Origin of the sequence: Streptomyces sp. NPDC059668 (assembly GCF_042734135.1) — a bacterium.
In the GTDB taxonomy this organism is placed as follows: domain Bacteria; phylum Actinomycetota; class Actinomycetes; order Streptomycetales; family Streptomycetaceae; genus Streptomyces.
Map to the genome: position 1 here is coordinate 1 of NZ_JBHWEL010000068.1, position 16,964 is coordinate 16,964.

The following is a 16,964-nucleotide window of genomic DNA, read 5'->3' on the forward strand; positions in this document are numbered from 1 at the left end:
GCGCGGGGGGGGGCGGGCGCGCGCCCCCCCCCCCCCCGCCGGGCAGGCGCGGACCGTCCGGTCGGCACGAGCCACCGGAGTGCCGTCGCGGGCGCACCGGACGGCGGCTCCCGTGCCGCCTCCGGCCCCGTCGCCGCCGTTCCCTGGGAGCGTCCCGAGGCGCCGGACCACACCCACGATCCCCACGAGGTGACCGTCCAACTCGACGGCGCCGGACGCCGGCTGGAGGACGGGCTCGTCGAACGGACCAAGAACGTCCCGAGCACCTCGGAGCGTTCGGACGGTCCGGTCTTCGTCGACGAGTCGGGGCGCCGCAGCCGCAGATTCCGCCGCCTCGGCATCCTGGTCGGCATCGCCTGCGCCGTGTACGCCGTGGTCATCGGCGCCACGCTGCTGTCGGGCAACTCCACCGCGCCCTGGCTGCCGGTGCCCGGTCAGGAGGACGACCCGCCGGCCGGCCAGGTCCACACCTCACCGCTGCCCACCGAGTCGGTGCGGCCCTCCGAAGCGAGCGGCGCGGCACCCGCCCCGAGCAGGGCGGCCGGTGGCGGCACCACGCCGACGTCGGGCGCCGCCCCGAAGCCCGCCGTCTCGGGCAGCACCACACCGTCGGGCACCCCCGCGGGCCCCGGGCCCTCGGCTTCCACGACCGGCAAGCCGAAGCCGAGCGCCAGCACCACCAAGGCACCGGTCGTCGTGCCGTCCCCGCCGGTTTCCAGCTCTCCCGCCCCGACCCTCTCGGCGGACCCCTCCCCGGGCACCTCGCAGAGCCCGCTCGGCGGAGACAGCGGAACCGTGGCCGACGGCCCCGTCGAGCCGCACCCTCTCGGCCCCGCGTCCGGCACCACCGGCACCCCGTCCACGGGGAACCTCCTCTGATGGCCTCCCGCACCAGCGCGCACGGGTCCGCTCCCCGTGCGCGGCGCCCGGTCCCCAACGCCCGGCGCCGGCGGCTGCCGATGCGTTTCCTGGTCCCTTCGCTGCTCCTCGTCGCCCTGCTCGCGATGCTGATGCTGCGTGGCTACGTCCACAGTGAGATCCTCGCCGACCACCGCGTCCGGCCCGAGGCCGCGACCGACCAGGTGCCGGAGAAGATCCTCGACGGCGGCCCGGTCATCGACACCCGCGGTGGCCGCACGAGCAGCCTGAGCGTCCCCGACCACCGGCTCGTCCTCACCTTCGACGACGGCCCGGACCCGAAGTGGACGCCCAAGGTCCTCGACGTCCTGGCGAAGCACCACGCGCACGCCGTCTTCTTCGTCACCGGCACGATGGCCTCGCGCTACCCGGAGCTCGTGCGACGCATGGTCGAGGAGGGGAACGAGGTCGGCCTGCACACCTTCAACCACCCCGACCTCTCGTACCAGTCGAAGGGACGCATCGACTGGGAGCTGTCCCAGAGCCAGCTCGCCCTGGAGGGCGCGGCGGGCATCCGGACCTCTCTCTTCCGCCCCCCGTACTCCTCCTTCGCCGACGCCATGGACAACAAGTCCTGGCCGGTGACGAAGTACGTCGGCAGCCGCGGCTACATCACCGTCGTCAACAACACCGACAGCGAGGACTGGCAGAAGCCCGGCGTCGACGAGATCATCCGCCGCGCCACGCCCGAGGACGGCAAGGGCGCGATCGTCCTCATGCACGACTCCGGAGGCGACCGGCACCAGACGGTGGAGGCGCTCGACAGGTTCCTGCCCGAACTCCAGCGGCGGGGCTACGCGTTCCAGAACCTCACCGAGGCGCTGGACGCCCCCAGCGCGCACACCCCGGTCACCGGCCTCGACCTGTGGAAGGGCAGGGCCTGGATCTACCTGGTGGGGGCCTCCGACGGCGTCACCGACGTCCTGGTCGCCGGCATCGCCGTCATCGGCGTCCTGGTCTTCACCCGCTTCGGCATGATGCTCGTGCTCTCCGCCGCGCACGCCCGCCGGGTGCGCCGCGACGGCTTCCGCTGGGGTCCGGTCCCGGTCACCGAACCGGTGTCGGTGCTCGTGCCGGCGTACAACGAGGCCAAGTGCATCGAGAACACGGTGCGTTCCCTCATGGCGAGCGAGCACCCCGTCGAGGTCGTGGTCGTCGACGACGGTTCGAGCGACGGCACGGCCCGGATCGTCGAGGACCTGCGGCTGCCGAACGTCCGTGTCGTGCGCCAGCTCAACGCGGGCAAGCCCGCGGCCCTCAACCGGGGCGTGGCCAACGCCCGCCACGACATCGTCGTGATGATGGACGGGGACACCGTCTTCGAACCGGCCACCGTCGGTGAGCTGGTGCAGCCGTTCGCCGATCCGGGCGTCGGCGCGGTCGCCGGCAACGCGAAGGTCGGCAACCGCGACTCCCTCATCGGGGCCTGGCAGCACATCGAGTACGTGATGGGCTTCAACCTCGACCGCCGGATGTACGACATCCTGCGCTGCATGCCGACCATCCCCGGCGCGGTCGGCGCCTTCCGCCGTTCCGCCCTGGAGCGGGTCGGGGGCATGAGCGACGACACCCTCGCCGAGGACACCGACATCACGATGGCCCTGCACCGCGACGGCTGGCGGGTGGTGTACGCGGAGAAGGCGCGCGCGTGGACCGAGGCGCCGGAGTCCGTGCAACAGCTCTGGTCCCAGCGTTACCGCTGGTCGTACGGCACGATGCAGGCGATCTGGAAGCACCGCGGGGCCGTCGTGGAGAAGGGCCCCTCGGGCCGCTTCGGCCGGGTGGGCCTGCCGCTGGTGGCGCTGTTCATGGTGCTGGCCCCGCTGCTGGCCCCGCTGATCGACGTCTTCCTGCTCTACGGAGTGGTGTTCGGGCCGACGCAGAAGACGATCATCGCCTGGCTCGGTGTGCTCGCCGTCCAGGGGGTCTGCGCGGCGTACGCCTTCCGGCTGGACCGCGAGCGCATGACCCACCTGGTCTCGCTCCCGCTCCAGCAGATCCTCTACCGGCAGTTGATGTACATGGTCCTGATCCAGTCCTGGATCACGGCTCTCACCGGAGGCCGGCTGCGCTGGCAGAAGCTCCGGCGCACGGGTGTGGTGGAGGCGCCGGGGACGATCCCCCGGCAGCGGACGGCACGGAGCGAGAACGAGAACGAGAAGGACCGGAGGCCGGTCGCGTGACGACGCACGAGTACACGGCGGGTGCGACCCCGCAGGCGGGTGCCGCCCGGGTCCGTACCGAACCGGCGGCGTCCGCGCCGCCGCCCGCGGCGGCCGCCGGGAAGCCGGGCCGTGACCGCTACCTCGACCTGCTGCGCTCGATCGCCCTGGTCCGGGTGGTCGTCTACCACCTCTTCGGCTGGGCGTGGCTGTCGATCCTGTTCCCCTCCATGGGAGTGATGTTCGCGCTGGCGGGCTCGCTGATGGCCCGCTCACTGAGCCGTCCCGCGTGGAGTGTGATCCGGAGCCGCGTGCGCCGTCTGCTGCCCCCGCTCTGGGCCTTCAGCGCGGTCGCGCTGGCCCTGATGTTCGCGGGCGGCTGGAACCCCGCGCACGATCCGGACACCGGCGGTGGCGGCTGGGGCGTCGCCGACGTCCTCAACTACATCGTCCCGGTCGGCGCCCCGCCGTACCCCGCGCACGCCGGCTCCGATTCGGGTCTGCTGGACTCCACCTGGGCGGAGCAGGCCGCCGGCCCGCTCTGGTACCTGCGCGCGTACCTGTGGTTCGTGGTCGCGTCCCCGCTCCTGCTGTGGGCGTTCCGCCGCGTTCCGTGGGCGACCCTGCTGGCCCCGCTCGCGCTGACGGCGGTCGTCGGCACCGGGCTGGTCACCCTCCCCGGCGAGACGGGTAACGCCGTCACCGACTTCGCGGTCTACGGCGGCTGCTGGGTCCTCGGCTTCGCCCACCACGAGGGGATGCTGGTCAAGGTCCCCCGCTACCTCGCGATCTCCTGCTCGACGGCGGTGATGGCTCTGGCCCTGTGGTGGGCCTCGGGCCATCTGGGCCCGGAGGGCTGGGACCTGAACGACATCCCGCTGGCCGACGCGCTGTGGTCCTTCGGCTTCGTCGTGATCCTGCTCCAGTACAGCCCGTCCTGGCGGGAACTGCCGGGCCGTCTGGCCAAGTGGGACAAGCTGGTGACGCTGTCCAACAACCGCGCGGTCACCATCTATCTGTGGCACAACATGCTGATCATGGCCACGTTCCCGATCGTCGACCGGATGTACGACCTGCCCTTCATGGGCGGCGACGGCGCGACGGCGGCGCTGGACGCTACGTACATGCTGTGGACGTTCGTCCTGGTGTGGCCCCTCATCGGCCTGGCCGTACTGGCCTTCGGCTGGATCGAGGACATCGCGGCCAAGCGCGGCCCGCGGCTGTGGCCGAACGGGGCGAAGCCGAAGGGCGGCGCCTCACGGGGCGGCCACCGGGCCGCGCCCTAGACCCGCGCGGCGGGGGGCGACGGCACCACCTCACCGTCGCCCCCGCTCCCCGGTGAGAGCAACGTTCCGCTCCGGTCACCCGCGGCCACAGCGCGGAAACGCGTCCTCCCTACCTTCGGGACCCAGCAGGTCGTCGGCCGACACCTGGGCACCGCACCGGAGAACCGTGGAGGCGTCATGACAGCCCCGAGCACAGCCCCCGCCCGGAACAGGGGAGGCCGCTGGATCGAGGAGTGGAATCCGGAGGACGAGACCTTCTGGAACGCCACGGGGGCGAAGGTCGCCCGGCGCAACCTGCTCCTGTCCGTACTCTCCGAGCACATCGGCTTCTCGGTGTGGACCCTGTGGTCGGTCATGGTGCTCTTCATGGGGCCCGAGTACGGACTCACCCCCGCCGACAAGTTCCTGCTCACGTCGGTGGTGACGCTGGTCGGGGCCGTGGTGCGGGTGCCGTACACCTTCGCGGTGGCGGTCTTCGGCGGCCGGAACTGGACGATCGTCTCGGCGTGCCTGCTGCTCGTGCCGACCGTCGCCGCGTTCGTGGTGACGGAGCCGGGAACCTCCTTCTCCACCTTCCTGCTGGTCGGTCTGCTCGCCGGCGTCGGCGGCGGCAACTTCGCCTCCAGCATGACCAACATCAACGCGTTCTTCCCGCTGCGCCGCAAGGGCTGGGCGCTCGGCCTCAACGCCGGTGGCGGCAACATCGGCGTGCCCGTCATCCAGCTCGTGGCGCTCGCGATCATCGGCGCGCACGGCGGCCCCCGCGTACTGCTGGGCATCTACATCCCGCTCGTCGTCGTCGCCGCCGTGCTCGCCGCCGTCTTCATGGACAACATCGCCTCCGTGCGCAACGACACCGGCGCCGTCAAGGACGCCGCGAAGGACGCGCACACCTGGATCATGTCCTTCCTCTACACCGGCACCTTCGGGTCGTTCATCGGCTACGGCTTCGCCTTCGGGCAGGTGCTGCAGAACCAGTTCGGGCGTACGCCCCTCCAGGCGGCGTACGTCACGTTCGTCGGCCCGCTGCTCGGCTCGCTGGTCCGGCCGGTCGGCGGACGGCTCGCCGACCGGTACGGCGGGGCACGGATCACGCTGTGGAACTTCGTCGCGATGGCCGGCGCCACCGGCGTCGTCGTGGCCGCCTCGGTCCAGCGGTCGTTGCCGCTGTTCACCGTCGCCTTCGTCGCGCTGTTCGTGCTCACCGGGCTCGGCAACGGCTCGACGTACAAGATGATCCCGGGGATCTTCCAGGCCGACGCGGTGGCCCGGGGACTGCGGGGCGAGGAGGCCGCCTCCTACGGACGGCGGCTGTCCGGGGCCTCCATGGGACTCATCGGCGCGGTGGGCGCGCTCGGCGGCGTCGGCATCAACCTCGCCCTGCGGCAGTCCTTCCTCTCCTACGGTTCCGGCACCGGGGCCTTCGTGACCTTCCTCGGCTTCTACGGCCTCTGCGTCGCGGTCACTTGGGCCGTATACCTTCGCCGGACCGCACCCCGGACCCGGTCCGTCACGGCCGCGGGGGCGAAGCCGCGGCCGGACCACGCCGGGGTCTGACGTAACACGGGTGACATCACGGGGAACCGGGCCCGTCACGGGCCGTTGACAGGCTCGGCCGGCCGCAAGTGCACGACGACTCCAGCGCGAGACGAGAGCCATGTACGAGGAACCGCAGCGACCCGCCCCGCAGGACCACGGCCCCCTCTCCGGATTCACCGTGGGCGTGACGGCCGCACGCCGGGCCGACGAGCTCGGCGCGCTGCTCCAGCGGCGCGGAGCCTGTGTCCAGCACGCCCCCGCCCTGCGCATCGTGCCGCTCGCCGACGACGGCGAACTGCTCGCCGCCACCGAGGAACTGATCGACCGGGCCCCGGACATCGCGGTGGCCACGACCGCCATCGGCTTCCGCGGCTGGATCGAGGCCGCCGACGGGTGGGGACTCGGCGAGGCCCTGCTCGGACGGCTGCGCGGGGTCGAGGTCCTCGCGCGCGGGCCCAAGGTCAAGGGCGCGATACGGGCCCAGGGACTGACCGAGGAGTGGTCGCCGTCCTCCGAGTCCATGGCCGAGGTGCTCGACCGGCTCCTGGAGCAGGGCGTGGAGGGCCGCCGGATCGCCGTGCAGCTGCACGGTGAACCGCTGCCCGGATTCGTGGAGTCGCTGCGGGCGGCGGGCGCCGAGGTGGTGCCCGTGCCGGTGTACCGGTGGATGCCGCCGGAGGACATCGGCCCCGTCGACCGGCTGCTGGACGCCACCGTCACCCGGGGCCTGGACGCGCTCACCTTCACCAGCGCGCCCGCCGCCGCCTCCCTGCTGTCCCGCGCCGAGGGACGGGGCCTGCTCCCCGACCTGCTCGCCGCCCTCCACCACGACGTGCTGGCCGCCTGCGTCGGCCCGGTCACCGCGCTGCCGCTCCAGGCCCACGGCGTCGCCACCGTCCAGCCCGAGCGCTTCCGGCTCGGCCCCCTCGTCCAACTGCTCTGCCAGGAACTCCCGGGCCGCGCCCGCACGTTGCCGGTCGCCGGCCGCCGGGTGGAGATCCGCGGGCACGCGGTGCTGGTCGGCGGCGCGCTGCGTCCCGTACCGCCCGCCGGGATGTCGCTGCTGCGGGCCCTGTCGAGGCGGCCGGGCTGGGTGGTGGCGCGCGCCGAACTGCTGCGGGCGCTGCCGGGCGCCGGACGCGACGAGCACGCCGTCGAGACGGCCATGGCCCGGCTGCGCGCCGCGCTGGGCGTCCCCGGACTCATCCAGACCGTGGTCAAGCGCGGCTACCGGCTGGCCCTCGACCCGGCCGCCGACTCCAAGTACGCGGACGGGTAGGCCCCGCGGTGGAGGAGCAGGGCGCGGGCGAGGCAGGCCAGGGCGAACGTCGACAGCAGCGCCCGTACGACGTTCCAGGTGACCCAGGCGTCCTCGAAGCGCTCGCGCACGGCGGCCGGGTCGGCGATCCGCGCCGGGTCGCCCGCGTCCGCCAGCCGGTCGTTGAGCGGCACGTTGACGGCCGTGGTGACGAGGAGGGCGAGCGCGTACGCGGCCAGGGCCGCCCACACCCACCGCCGGTGGGGGAACCCTCGCAACTGCCGGGCGGAGACGGCCGTGAGGACCGGTGCGCCCAGGAAGGCGAGGAAGAACACCGGGTTCTGGATCACGTCGTCGATGTTCCCCATGACCTCGATGAAGACGCGGTCGTCGCTGCGCGCCAACGCCGGCATGACGGCGCAGGCGAAGATGTAGAAGACGCCCGCGACCAGACCCGTCAGGACCGTGGCCGCGCCCAGGACACCTGCGGCGGCCCCCGGCCGTCCCGTGCTGTTCTCTGTCATGGCACCGAGTCAACCGGCGTGACGGGGAAGGGGACATGGCCGAGGCGCGCGGCCGCATAAGCGGACGTCCACGCCGCCGTCCGTGCCGCTGCCCCCGCGTCCGTCCACGGCCTGTGCGGTACCGGGTCTTCCGGCGGCGCGCGCGGGCATGCACTGTAGGAGGTACCCCCCACGGCGGTAACCCCAAGGCGGTGACAGGCACATGGCATCGGGCATGGCCACGGCCTCGTACGAGTTGCGGTTCGACTCCGGGCGGATCTGCCTGGACCTCCTGGCGACCACCCACCCGGAGGAACGGCTCGACGCGGTGGACCGGCTGTGTGCCTGGATCACCCGGTCCGGCCTCGTCCCGGCGGCCACACCGCTGGCGGCCGCCGACACCACCTGGCTCGTCGGCTTTCGCGAACTACGCGGTCAGGTCGACCGGTTGGTCCGGGGGGAACTGGACGGACGGCCCGCCGTGACGGCGCTCGCCCGGGTCAACGCGCTCGCCCTCGCCGCCCCGCCCGCCCCCGCGGCCGTACGGGCCGAGGACGGCTCGCTGCGGCGCGCGCTGCACACCCCGCCCGGCTGTGCCGGGCTGCTCGCCGTGATCGCCCGTGACGCACTCGACCTGCTCACCGATCCGGCGGCGCGCGCGAGCCTGAGACAATGCGCGGGTGACAACTGCCCGATCGTCTATCTCGACACCTCCCGTGGCAGGCGCCGGCGATGGTGCTCCAGTGAGGTGTGCGGCAACCGGGAGCGCGTGGCCCGGCACCGCCGACGGGCCGCTCTCGCCCGAGCGTGAAACCGCCCTCCGAAGACCTCTTCTCCACCGCTACGTGATCTCCCGATCGCGCGGCGTGGTCATGGAGAGATCTTCACAACTCCACCAGGAAATATGTACCGCCTCTTTGAACACGGGCCCGACCCCGCACGTACCCCGTCATGAGCGACCGACTGGGGGAACCCCCGGACACCGGAGGTAGGCGTGCGCAAGGATTCGGCCGTGGCTGATGAACGAAGGTCAAGGGCCCGACATCGCATGAATCCGTCCGCGTCGGCTTCGTCGAACAGCGAACCCGACGAGGAGCTGATGCGTGCGCTGTACCGGGAGCACGCGGGTCCCTTGCTCGCATACGTGCTGCGGCTGGTCGCCGGCGACCGGCAGCGCGCCGAGGACGTCGTGCAGGAAACACTCATCCGTGCCTGGAAGAACGCCGGTCAGCTCAATCGGGCGACCGGTTCGGTACGACCCTGGCTGGTGACGGTCGCGCGGCGCATCGTCATCGACGGACACCGCAGCCGGCAGGCCCGGCCGCAGGAGGTGGACCCGGCACCGCTGGAGGTCATCCCCGCGGAGGACGAGATCGACAAGGCGTTGTGGCTGATGACACTGTCGGACGCGCTGGACGACCTGACCCCTGCTCACAGGGAGGTTCTGGTCGAAACGTACTTCAAAGGGCGTACGGTCAATGAAGCGGCCGAAACGCTCGGCATACCCAGCGGCACCGTGCGCTCGCGGGTGTTCTACGCCCTGCGCTCGATGAAGCTGGCGCTGGAGGAGCGGGGGGTGACGGCATGAACACGTACGGGGGATTCGGAACGGGCGGTCCAGGAGCCATGCAGGGACCACGGGGACAGCAGAACCCCGGTGACAACATCCACGAAACCGTCGGCGCCTACGCCCTCGGCATCCTCGACGACGCGGAGGCCACGGCCTTCGAGGCCCACCTCGCCACCTGCGAGTGGTGCGGCCAGCAGCTCGACGAGCTCGCCGGGATGGAACCGATGCTCGCCGCCCTCGCGGACCTGCCGGCGGCACAGGGCACCCCCGCCATCGGCGAGTCGCTGTCCGCCCGCCCGAGCCCACGGCTCGCGGAACGGCTGGTCGACGAGGTCTCCCAGCGCCGCGCCGTCAAGCGCCGGCGCGGAATGTACCTGGTGGCCGCGGCGGCAGCGCTGATCATCGGCGGCCCGCTCACCGTGATGGCGGTCAGTGGCGGCGACGGCGGCACCAAGACGCCCGCGGCGATGGCCACCAGTCCGGCCAAGGCGGCGTTCCAGACGATGACCGACAAGGTCACGGCCACGGACCCGACGACCAAGGCCAAGGCGACCGTCGCGGTGGAGTCGAAGGACTGGGGCACCCACGCGGTCCTCCAGCTCTCGAACGTCAAGGGCCCGCTGAAGTGCTCCCTGATCGCCGTGGGCAAGAACGGCGAGCGTGAGACGGTCACCTCCTGGGCGGTCCCCGAGTGGGGCTACGGCATCCCGGGCGCCAAGACCGAGCAGGCGAAGAACCCGCTCTACGTACACGGCGGAGCGGCCTTCGAGCCCAACCAGATCGACCACTTCGAGGTCATGACCTTCGACGGCAAGCGGCTCGTACAGGTGAAGGCGTGAGCGAGGCCGGGGCGCGCACGTAGCCTCCCGGGGTCCCCTTCGCGTACGGTTGACGGCTGCCCAGCACGTCAGAAGGGGGCCCGGTGGCCGCTCAGGCTCAGCAGGAAACCGCGCTCGGCCCGGTCCACGGTTCCGTACCGGAGGAGTCCGTCAAGGACGACTCCGTACGGGAGCGTGAGATCGGGGTCGAGCAGCAACATCTGGACCGGGTGTACCGGCGCCTCGAGGAGAAGATCCACGAGGCGGAGTTCCTCATGAACGACGCCGCCCAGCGCGGCCAGGTCGGTACGCCGGGAGCGCTCGCGGAGCGTGACGCCCAGGTGTTCCGGGCGGGGATCCACCTCAACCGGCTCAACAACGAGTTCGAGGACTTCCTCTTCGGCCGGATCGACCTCCTGCCCGGGAAGGACGGCAAGAAGGGGCCGGACGGCGCGTACACGGCCGTCGAACCGGCCGAGGGCGCGGTCCGCGCCGACGAGACCGGTCAGTACGCCTCCATCGCCGAGACGCTCCACATCGGCCGTATCGGGGTGCTGGACGCGGACTACGCGCCGCTCGTCATCGACTGGCGGGCGCCCGCCGCGGCTCCGTTCTACCGCTCGACGCCGGTCGACCCGGGCCGGGTGGTCCGCCGCCGGGTGATCCGTTCCAAGGGCCGCAGGGTCCTCGGGGTCGAGGACGACCTGATGCGTCCGGAACTCAAGGCCACCCTGGACGGCCAGGCGCTCCCGGTGATCGGCGACGGCGCGCTCATGGCCGCCCTCGGCCAGGCCCGCAGCCACACCATGCGGGACATCGTGGCGTCGATCCAGGCCGAACAGGACCTGGTGATCCGGGCCCCGGCCGCCTCCGTGACGTACGTGGAGGGCGGACCGGGCACCGGCAAGACCGCGGTCGCCCTGCACCGCGCCGCCTACCTCCTCTACCAGGACCGCCGCCGGTACGCGGGCGGCATCCTGGTCGTCTCCCCGACCCCGCTCCTGGTCGCGTACACCGAGGGCGTGCTGCCCTCCCTCGGCGAGGAGGGCCAGGTCGCCATCCGCGCCATCGGCTCCCTCGTCGACGACGCGGAGGCGACCCTGTACGACTCCCCGGCCGTCGCCCGCGCCAAGGGCTCCTACCGCATGCTCAAGGTGCTCCGGAAGGCGGCGCGCGGGGCACTGGAGGCGCCGGGAGGCTCCCGGCAGGGTTCCCAGGGCTCCGGCTCGCGACGGGGGGACAGGGGCTCCGGACGGAGCTCCACGGGCTCCGGGAGCTCCGGCGAGCAGCTCGCCTTCGGCGCGGACAGCCCCGAGGCTCCCGCCCAGCCGCCGGCCGGCCGGCTGCGGGTGGTCGCCTTCGGGCGGCGCCTGGAGCTGGAGGCCGCCGAGCTGGACCGCGTCAAGCAGAACGCGCTGAGCGGGACCGCCCCGGTGAACCTGCTGCGCCCGCGCGCCCGCAAGCTGCTGCTGGACGCGCTGTGGGCGCAGTCCGGCGCCGGGACCCGGCACTCGGACCCCGAGCTGGCCGCGGAGCTGCGCTCGTCGTTCGACGAGGACGTCGCCTCCGAGGACAGCTTCATCGCGTTCCTGGACGCGTGGTGGCCGGAGCTGACCCCGCGCGGGGTACTGGCGGCGATGGCCGACGAGCGGCGGCTCGGGCGGTGGGCGCGGCGGATCCTGAACCCGGGCGAGGTCCGCCGGGTGGCGCGCTCGCTCAAGCGGGACGGTTTCTCCGTGCACGACGTGGCGATGCTGGACGAGCTCCAGGCGATCCTCGGCGCGCCCGCCCGGCCCAGGAAGCGGCGCGATCTGGACCCGCTGGACCAGCTCACCGGCCTGGAGGAGCTGATGCCCGTGCGCGAGGAGTCGCAGCGCGAGCGGGCCGAGCGGCTGGCCCAGGAGCGGACCGAGTACGCGCACGTCATCCTCGACGAGGCGCAGGACCTCACGCCGATGCAGTGGCGGATGGTGGGCAGACGCGGGCGGCACGCCACGTGGACCGTCGTCGGTGACCCCGCGCAGTCCTCCTGGTCCGACCCGGACGAGGCCGCGCAGGCCCGTGACGAGGCGCTGGGCAGCCGTCCGCGGCGCCGTTTCACCCTGACGGTGAACTACCGCAACCCGGCCGAGATCGCCGAGCTGGCCGCCAAGGTCCTCGCCCTGGCCATGCCGGGATCGCAGTCCCCGTCGGCGGTCCGGTCCACCGGCGTGGCGCCGCGCTTCGCGGTCGTGGAGGACTCGCTCGCGCAGACCGTGCGGGCCGAGGCCGCGCACCTCCTGGAGCGGGTGGACGGCACCGTGGGCGTCGTCGTGGCCATGAACCGGCGCGAGGAGGCCGCGCGCTGGCTCGCGGGCCTGGGCGACCGGGTGGTGGCCCTCGGCAGCCTGGAGGCGAAGGGGCTGGAGTACGACGCGACGGTGGTCGTCTCGCCGGCGGAGATCGCCGACGAGTCGCCCGCGGGCCTGCGGGTCCTGTACGTCGCGCTGACCCGGGCGACCCAGCAGCTGACCATCGTCTCCGGCGAGCGGGACGAGCCGGACGGGAACGGGGTGCCGGACCTGCTGCGGGACTGAGGCACACCCTGTGCCCGGGGCCCGGGCACAGGGCGGACAGGGCGAGAGGCCCACGTCACGGGGTGACGTGGGCCTCTCGTTCGTTCACGACACCGACCCGCCATGCTCGCCTCGCGGCAAGTGGTCGCTCGTAGCGACGAAGGTTGGGCCCGGGGGCTTGGATCGGGCCGGTGTCACGTCCACGGTAACAAAGGATCCCCGCAAGGCAATTCCCGTCCCGAAAGTTCATTTTCGCGGCGCGTGCTCCTTCCCGGCCCGCCCTACCACCGCCAGGTTGAATCTCGTATGGTGGAATTTGTTTTCCGAAGCGTCATCCGTCGGCGAACAAAACGTTCGCAACCCGGGGCGGCTACCACGTACTCCGCGGTAGGTGCGACGATCGGACGGCATACCAGCGACACGGCAGTACACGGTGAAAGCAGAGGAAGTCGGCCATGGCAACGGCGCCCAGCGTCTCCTACTCGATGACGGTCCGGCTGGAGGTGCCCGCGAGCGGAACCGCGGTCTCCCAGCTCACCACGGCCGTCGAGTCCCACGGAGGCTCGGTGACCGGCCTCGACGTGACCGCCTCCGGTCACGAGAAGCTCCGGATCGACGTCACCATCGCGGCGACCTCCACGTCGCACGCCGACGAGATCGTGGAGCAGCTGCGCCACATCGAGGGCGTCACCCTCGGCAAGGTCTCCGACCGTACGTTCCTGATGCACCTCGGCGGCAAGATCGAGATGCAGTCCAAGCACCCCATCCGCAACCGTGACGACCTCTCGATGATCTACACCCCGGGCGTGGCCCGGGTGTGCATGGCGATCGCCGAGAACCCCGAGGACGCCCGCCGCCTCACCATCAAGCGCAACTCCGTTGCGGTCGTGACGGACGGCTCGGCCGTGCTGGGCCTGGGCAACATCGGTCCGAAGGCCGCGCTGCCGGTCATGGAGGGCAAGGCGGCCCTCTTCAAGCGCTTCGCCGGCATCGACGCCTGGCCGCTGTGCCTGGACACCCAGGACACCGACGCGATCGTCGAGATCGTCAAGGCCATCGCCCCCGGGTTCGCGGGCATCAACCTGGAGGACATCTCCGCGCCCCGCTGCTTCGAGATCGAGGCCCGGCTGCGCGAGGCGCTCGACATCCCCGTCTTCCACGACGACCAGCACGGCACCGCGATCGTCGTCCTGGCCGCCCTCACCAACGCGCTGCGGGTGGCGGGCAAGGCGATCGGTGACATCCGGGTCGTCATGTCCGGCGCGGGCGCGGCCGGTACGGCCATCCTCAAGCTGCTGATCGCGGCGGGCGTCAAGAACGCGGTCGTCGCCGACATCCACGGTGTCGTGCACGCCGACCGCGCGGACCTGGTCGACGCGGCCCCCGGTTCCGCCCTGCGCTGGATCGCCGACAACACCAACCCGGAGGGCCTCGCGGGCACGTTGAAGGAGGCCGTGCGCGGCGCCGACGTCTTCATCGGCGTCTCCGCCCCGAACGTGCTGGACGGCGACGACGTGGCCGCCATGGCCGAGGGCGCCATCGTGTTCGCGCTCGCGAACCCGGACCCCGAGGTCGACCCGGCAATCGCCCGCCAGACGGCGGCAGTTGTCGCCACCGGCCGCTCCGACTTCCCCAACCAGATCAACAACGTGCTGGTCTTCCCGGGCGTCTTCCGCGGCCTGCTGGACGCCCAGTCCCGCACGGTCAACACGGAGATGATGCTGGCCGCCGCGACGGCCCTCGCGGACGTGGTCACCGAGGACGAGCTGAACCCGAACTACATCATCCCCAGCGTCTTCAACGACAAGGTCGCGGGCGCCGTCGCCGGCGCGGTGCGCAACGCCGCGAAGGCGGCGGGGGCGTCGGCGGCCGAGTAGACCCCGGCGCGCCGGTCCGGGGGCGCGCCGGACGCGTGGACCGCCGGAGCGGGACACGCCCGGGCGCGCACCGGCTGTGACGATCGCCACGGCCGGTCCGGCACCGGCGCGTCGTGGAACGCGGGGCCCGCGGGCGCCCTCTAGGGTGGCGGCCAGGCTCAGGCCTTCGCAGGCCCTGCGATCCGCTGCCGGGAGCGGACGAAGCGTCACCACATTGAGGCAGTGGCGCTTTTCGTGTGACTCCCAAGGGTGTTCGTGTGACTCCCAAGGGTGTTCGTGTGACTCCCAGGGGTGCCGGATTGGCTTTCCCGCCGCAGGTGGGGGCAGGATGCGTCTTCGGGCGCGAGGGTCTGGCTACGGACCCGGGTCCGGGGACCGACCGAGGACCCTGGCAGCATCGGCTTCGCCGCATCCGACATGCGGCTCCGCCGCGTGGCACGCCTCAACGGCAAGAAGAACACGGGAGTAAGAACATGAACCGCAGTGAGCTGGTGGCCGCGCTGGCCGACCGCGCCGAGGTGACCCGCAAGGACGCCGACGCCGTTCTGGCCGCGTTCGCCGAGACCGTCGGCGAGATCGTCTCCAAGGGCGACGAGAAGGTCACCATCCCCGGCTTCCTGACCTTCGAGCGCACCCACCGTGCCGCTCGCACCGCGCGCAACCCGCAGACCGGCGACCCGATCCAGATCCCGGCCGGCTACAGCGTGAAGGTCTCCGCGGGCAGCAAGCTCAAGGAAGCGGCCAAGGGTAAGTAGGTTCCTGCGTGTGCCACGGGACGGCGCACGAGGTCCGGTAACGCCAATGGGGCGGCCCCCTTCACCGGGGGCCGCCCCATCGTCGTATCCGCGACCGTGACGAGCCGGGCGCGTCCTGCCGTGTCGAGGGCGTGCTGCGAAAGTCCCGCCCGCCTCGCGACGCTCCCTAGCCGAGCGCCTTGCCCGGCAGTTCCACCTTCGCGCCGAGCTCCACGAGCTTGTCCATGAAGTTCTCGTAGCCGCGGTTGATGAGGTCGATGCCGTGGACCCGGGAGGTGCCCTGGGCCGCGAGCGCGGCGATCAGGTACGAGAAGCCGCCGCGCAGGTCGGGGATGACCAGGTCGGCGCCCTGGAGCTTGGTCGGGCCCGAAACGACCGCGGAGTGCAGGAAGTTGCGCTGGCCGAAGCGGCAGTTCGAGCCGCCCAGGCACTCGCGGTAGAGCTGGATGTGCGCGCCCATCTGGTTGAGCGCGGAGGTGAAGCCGAGGCGGGACTCGTAGACCGTCTCGTGGATGATCGACAGGCCGGTGGCCTGCGTCAGGGCGACGACCAGCGGCTGCTGCCAGTCGGTCTGGAAGCCCGGGTGGACGTCCGTCTCCAGCGCGATCGCGTTGAGCTGGCTGCCGGGGTGCCAGAAGCGGATGCCCTCGTCGTCGATCTCGAACGCGCCACCCACCTTGCGGTAGGTGTTCAGGAACGTCATCATCGAGCGCTGCTGGGCGCCCCGGACGTAGATGTTGCCTTCCGTCGCCAGCGCCGCGGACGCCCAGGAGGCGGCCTCCAGACGGTCCGGCAGGGCCGCGTGGGTGTAGCCGCCGAGCGAGTCCACGCCGGTGATGCGGATCGTCCGGTCGGTGTCCATGGCGATGATCGCGCCCATCTTCTGCAGTACGCAGATGAGGTCCTCGATCTCCGGTTCCACGGCCGCGTTCGCGAGCTCCGTGACGCCCTCCGCCAGGACGGCGGTCAGCAGCACCTGCTCGGTGGCGCCCACGGACGGGTACGGCAGCTTGATCTTGGTGCCGCGCAGCCGCTGCGGGGCCTCCAGGTACTGCCCGTCCGCCCGCTTCTCGATCTTCGCGCCGAACTGCCGCAGCACCTCGAAGTGGAAGTCGATGGGACGGCCACCGATGTCGCAGCCGCCGAGGCCCGGGATGAAGGCGTGGCCCAGCCGGTGCAGCAGCGGTCCGCAGAAGAGGATCGGGATCCTCGACGAGCCCGCGTGCGCGTCGATGTCGGCGACGTTCGCGCTCTCGACGTGCGAGGGGTCGAGCACCAGTTCGCCCGGCTCCTCGCCCGGGCGCACCGTCACGCCGTGCAGCTGCAGAAGTCCGCGCACGACACGCACGTCGCGGATGTCGGGGACGTTCCGCAGCCGGCTCGGCGCGCTGCCCAGCAGGGCCGCGACCATGGCCTTCGGTACGAGGTTCTTCGCACCGCGGACACGGATCTCGCCCTCGAGCGGGGTTCCGCCGTGGACAATCAGTACATCGTCAGAGCCGTTGACGGTCATGTGTCTCGCGATCCGAAGAGTTGGGCATGGGTACGCATCGGCAGGCCTGTTGGGCGGGAGCCGAACAGCAAGGGTAATCGCCGCCCACCCCCCTTCCGTAAGCCCGAGTACCACCTGACAGCGTCATAGCTTTGCCACAACACGAACCGTTCCGTATCGGGCACACCGGGTCACCGGAGCCGCCGTGCGCGGGGGACGCTTCTCTGCGCC

At 71.9% G+C, this 16,964-nt stretch carries 13 protein-coding genes; 11 read left to right on the forward strand and 2 right to left on the reverse strand.

Going from position 1 to position 16,964, the window contains the following annotated elements; translation table 11 throughout:
* The 5 genes from ACFV2J_RS33735 to ACFV2J_RS33755 all read left to right on the forward strand — a co-directional run.
* Positions 1 to 879 (forward strand): hypothetical protein (locus ACFV2J_RS33735; protein WP_385442240.1); only part of this gene is annotated, 879 nt, incomplete at its 5' end.
* Entirely contained in the window at positions 879 to 3,101 is a 2,223-nt protein-coding gene (locus tag ACFV2J_RS33740) for a glycosyltransferase (RefSeq protein ID WP_385089776.1), read from the forward strand. The genes ACFV2J_RS33735 and ACFV2J_RS33740, both read left to right, overlap by 1 nt.
* Entirely contained in the window at positions 3,098 to 4,366 is a 1,269-nt protein-coding gene (locus ACFV2J_RS33745) for an acyltransferase (protein WP_385089773.1), read from the forward strand. The genes ACFV2J_RS33740 and ACFV2J_RS33745 overlap by 4 nt, the downstream gene beginning before the upstream one ends.
* Positions 4,367 to 4,543: 177 nt before the next feature.
* Complete coding sequence (locus tag ACFV2J_RS33750; protein ID WP_385089770.1) at positions 4,544 to 5,923, forward strand: nitrate/nitrite transporter; 1,380 nt, start codon at positions 4,544 to 4,546, stop codon at positions 5,921 to 5,923.
* Between the two features lie 100 nt (positions 5,924 to 6,023).
* Entirely contained in the window at positions 6,024 to 7,184 is a 1,161-nt protein-coding gene (locus ACFV2J_RS33755) for a uroporphyrinogen-III synthase (RefSeq protein ID WP_385089768.1), read from the forward strand.
* Here ACFV2J_RS33755 and ACFV2J_RS33760 read toward each other — a convergent pair.
* A complete protein-coding gene (locus ACFV2J_RS33760; RefSeq protein ID WP_385089765.1) occupies positions 7,133 to 7,687 on the reverse strand; it encodes a DUF1772 domain-containing protein in 555 nt (184 codons plus the stop codon). The genes ACFV2J_RS33755 and ACFV2J_RS33760 overlap by 52 nt on opposite strands.
* A gap of 202 nt (positions 7,688 to 7,889) precedes the next feature.
* Between ACFV2J_RS33760 and ACFV2J_RS33765 the strand changes: the two genes are divergently transcribed.
* From ACFV2J_RS33765 to ACFV2J_RS33790, 6 genes are all read left to right on the forward strand, one after another.
* On the forward strand, positions 7,890 to 8,477 hold the full coding sequence (locus ACFV2J_RS33765; protein ID WP_385089762.1) for a CGNR zinc finger domain-containing protein: 588 nt from the start codon (positions 7,890 to 7,892) through the stop codon (positions 8,475 to 8,477).
* Between the two features lie 237 nt (positions 8,478 to 8,714).
* Complete coding sequence (locus ACFV2J_RS33770) at positions 8,715 to 9,254, forward strand: sigma-70 family RNA polymerase sigma factor (protein ID WP_148009411.1); 540 nt, start codon at positions 8,715 to 8,717, stop codon at positions 9,252 to 9,254.
* Positions 9,255 to 9,292: 38 nt separating this feature from the next.
* Positions 9,293 to 10,075, forward strand: coding sequence for a zf-HC2 domain-containing protein (locus tag ACFV2J_RS33775; RefSeq protein ID WP_385089759.1), 783 nt, complete (start codon positions 9,293 to 9,295; stop codon positions 10,073 to 10,075).
* Positions 10,076 to 10,158: 83 nt separating this feature from the next.
* The gene (locus tag ACFV2J_RS33780; RefSeq protein ID WP_385089756.1) at positions 10,159 to 12,630 is read left to right on the forward strand and encodes a HelD family protein; all 2,472 of its coding nucleotides are present in this window, start codon (positions 10,159 to 10,161) and stop codon (positions 12,628 to 12,630) included.
* A 434-nt stretch (positions 12,631 to 13,064) separates the two neighbouring features.
* The gene (locus ACFV2J_RS33785) at positions 13,065 to 14,486 is read left to right on the forward strand and encodes an NAD-dependent malic enzyme (protein WP_385082893.1); all 1,422 of its coding nucleotides are present in this window, start codon (positions 13,065 to 13,067) and stop codon (positions 14,484 to 14,486) included.
* Positions 14,487 to 14,959: 473 nt separating this feature from the next.
* The gene (locus tag ACFV2J_RS33790; RefSeq protein WP_148008648.1) at positions 14,960 to 15,241 is read left to right on the forward strand and encodes an HU family DNA-binding protein; all 282 of its coding nucleotides are present in this window, start codon (positions 14,960 to 14,962) and stop codon (positions 15,239 to 15,241) included.
* Positions 15,242 to 15,407: 166 nt separating this feature from the next.
* Here the strand turns inward: ACFV2J_RS33790 and murA are convergent, their stop codons facing one another.
* Positions 15,408 to 16,754 carry a UDP-N-acetylglucosamine 1-carboxyvinyltransferase gene (gene murA, locus ACFV2J_RS33795; protein WP_385082895.1) on the reverse strand — a complete coding sequence of 449 codons (1,347 nt, stop codon included), beginning with the start codon at positions 16,752 to 16,754 and terminating at the stop codon, positions 15,408 to 15,410.
* Positions 16,755 to 16,964: the final 210 nt, after the last annotated feature.

Bases quoted from the DNA above. Each gene is read 5' to 3' on its own strand.
- ACFV2J_RS33740 (WP_385089776.1), top strand. From the start codon at position 879: ATGGCCTCCCGCACCAGCGCGCACGGGTCCGCTCCCCGTGCGCGGCGC.
- ACFV2J_RS33790 (WP_148008648.1), top strand. From the start codon at position 14,960: ATGAACCGCAGTGAGCTGGTGGCCGCGCTGGCCGACCGCGCCGAGGTG.
- ACFV2J_RS33765 (WP_385089762.1), top strand. From the start codon at position 7,890: ATGGCATCGGGCATGGCCACGGCCTCGTACGAGTTGCGGTTCGACTCC.
- ACFV2J_RS33770 (WP_148009411.1), top strand. From the start codon at position 8,715: ATGAATCCGTCCGCGTCGGCTTCGTCGAACAGCGAACCCGACGAGGAG.
- ACFV2J_RS33750 (WP_385089770.1), top strand. From the start codon at position 4,544: ATGACAGCCCCGAGCACAGCCCCCGCCCGGAACAGGGGAGGCCGCTGG.
- ACFV2J_RS33755 (WP_385089768.1), top strand. From the start codon at position 6,024: ATGTACGAGGAACCGCAGCGACCCGCCCCGCAGGACCACGGCCCCCTC.
- ACFV2J_RS33760 (WP_385089765.1), bottom strand. From the start codon at position 7,687: ATGACAGAGAACAGCACGGGACGGCCGGGGGCCGCCGCAGGTGTCCTG.
- murA (WP_385082895.1), bottom strand. From the start codon at position 16,754: ATGACCGTCAACGGCTCTGACGATGTACTGATTGTCCACGGCGGAACC.
- ACFV2J_RS33785 (WP_385082893.1), top strand. From the start codon at position 13,065: ATGGCAACGGCGCCCAGCGTCTCCTACTCGATGACGGTCCGGCTGGAG.
- ACFV2J_RS33775 (WP_385089759.1), top strand. From the start codon at position 9,293: ATGCAGGGACCACGGGGACAGCAGAACCCCGGTGACAACATCCACGAA.